The 2092-nt window shown below is 41.6% G+C and carries 2 protein-coding genes; both read right to left on the bottom strand.

Features of this window, described 5'->3' with window-relative positions; translation table 11 throughout:
• Positions 1 to 458 precede the first annotated feature (458 nt).
• Entirely contained in the window at positions 459 to 1130 is a 672-nt protein-coding gene (bshB2, locus tag LIZ98_RS17325; RefSeq protein WP_227140383.1) for a bacillithiol biosynthesis deacetylase BshB2, read from the bottom strand.
• Positions 1131 to 1289: 159 nt separating this feature from the next.
• The gene (locus tag LIZ98_RS17320) at positions 1290 to 1637 is read right to left on the bottom strand and encodes a YojF family protein (RefSeq protein ID WP_034773334.1); all 348 of its coding nucleotides are present in this window, start codon (positions 1635 to 1637) and stop codon (positions 1290 to 1292) included.
• Positions 1638 to 2092: the final 455 nt, after the last annotated feature.

Below are 2092 nucleotides of genomic sequence, written 5' to 3'. Positions count from 1 at the left end.
AGACCCTTTCTCGTCACCGTTTTGAAGTAAAAAATGCCCGATTTTGGCGACGAGAATCAATCTCGTCACCGTTTTTGGTCGAAAACCTCTCAATTTTGGCGACGAAACCTAATCTCGTCACCGTTTTGAAGTGAAAAATGCCCGATTTTGGCGACGAAACCTATTCTCGTCACCATTTTCCAGTGAAAAACGCCGATTTTGGCGACGAGACCCTTTCTCGTCGCTATTTTAAGGCAAGAAACGCATAATTTTAGCGACGAAACCTAATCTCGTCACCTTTTTGAAGTGAAAAATGCCCGCTTTTGGCGACGAGCCCCGATCTCGTCACCATTTTGAGGTAAAAAATGCCCGATTTTGGCGACGAGAATCAATCTCGTCACCATCTTGGGCCGAGAAAAGCACAACTTTGCCGACGAGTGTGCATTGCAAAACAAACTCCCATGAAATCCGTTAGAAATTCAATCATTCCACTTATAAGTCCAAAACCGTTCAGATTGCAACCATTTTAAAGCATCCGGGTCTTTTGCTTCCAATCTTTTTGCCATATTATCGTAAAAGAAAGCTGTTTGAGTTTTGTGTGCTTGGATAGCGCCCAGTTTTTCCTTAGCTGCTTGCGAGACATCATGGATAATATCCGGTTTGCCTAACTCTTCCTCACAATTATTGGAAAAAGCGACACAGTAAAGTTTGGGGCGTTCCTCTTTCGCAATGCGGCTCACAGCACGAACGACGGCCCGACCGGTTGCCTCATGATCCGGATGAACCGAATAACCCGGATAAAAAGTTATGATTAAGCTTGGGTTTAATTCGTCAATCATTTCGGAAATCAGGTCAGCCAGTTTTTCCTCATCTTCAAATTCAACGGTTTTATCACGCAAACCAAGCATTCGGAGATCTTTTACACCCATTGCTTTTGCCGAGTTTTGTAATTCGGTTTTCCTAATTTTTGGCAATGATTCCCTAGTGGCAAAGGGAGGGTTTCCAAGGTTTCGCCCCATTTCACCCAGCGTTAAACAAGCATACGTTACCGGTGTCCCTTGCTTGACAAAAGAAGCAATCGTACCTGATACGCCAAATGCTTCATCGTCCGGATGAGGGAATACGACTAGGACATGTCTTTCATTTTCAATCATCGATCATTCTCCTTTCAAGAAGTTAGAGCAGGTTAGCGTTCCCCTTCAAAAAGTCAAAACCTTTCTTTCAAAAATTTAATGCTCTTTTTTTAAAAAATCAAAATCCTTCTTTCAATAAGTTTGTACGCCTGCTTCAAAAATTTAGCGCAACATTTTTTACTCAAAAGGTGTCCGGCTAATTTCAAACGCAATCGCTAATTTTCCGGTATGGTCAAGTCCTGCCATCAACAGCCGACCTTGTTCATCTAATTCATAATGGGTCAGACCTTCCCCGTAAATCCAGCCAAGTTCCATTTTCAAACCAACTCGGAACGGCCCGTCACCAGTAATATTCCCCCGCTCATAACGAATTCGTGCATTTCGGATAAACGCACTTGCATTGAAAAAGGATGGATCATTATGGGTGGCATAAGCGCCATTTGTCGTTTCTATATGGATATAAACATCTTCATTCAAAAATTGATCGATAAGTTTTTGTACTTCCGATTTTTCAATGGCTTGCATTCCGATAAACCTCCTATAAGAACCACTATAATATATTTATTTTACAAAAAGAAGTGAAAAAAAGCATGATACATGTTTCATAGAGTCAAGTGCCGATAATGCATTTCTATAAAAATGCTCAATGATGTGCAAACGAAAACATGCGTCTGCAGTAGCAGGGCGTTTTCCCACTTTATTTAATCGCCGGGGGAGCTCATATTTTCAACAAGTTATATGACTTGTTCATCCTATCTTATTCGCTTAACGCCAAGCCCTTAAATGTCGAATCGTCTGTCAAGTCAAAACCCGTTACAGTTGCACCGGTCAACTGAATAGGCTGCCGATATCGAGTTGGTTATCAAGTAAAAACACTTGCTCTCTATTAGAATTCCCTGTAGTGTTCGGATCGGTTGTCAGTTGAACCGGTCAACTGAATAGGCTGCCGATATCGAGTTGGTTATCAAGTAAAAACACTT

The sequence above is a fragment of the Caldibacillus sp. 210928-DFI.2.18 genome (genome assembly GCF_020554505.1).
GTDB classification, from domain to species: domain Bacteria; phylum Bacillota; class Bacilli; order Bacillales; family Caldibacillaceae; genus Caldifermentibacillus; species Caldifermentibacillus hisashii.
This window is presented reverse-complemented; position numbering and strand designations above follow the sequence as displayed.

What these genes read in the sequence shown, in the direction of transcription:
- LIZ98_RS17320 (WP_034773334.1), bottom strand. Translation starts at nt 1,637, where the DNA reads ATGCAAGCCATTGAAAAATCGGAAGTACAAAAACTTATCGATCAATTT.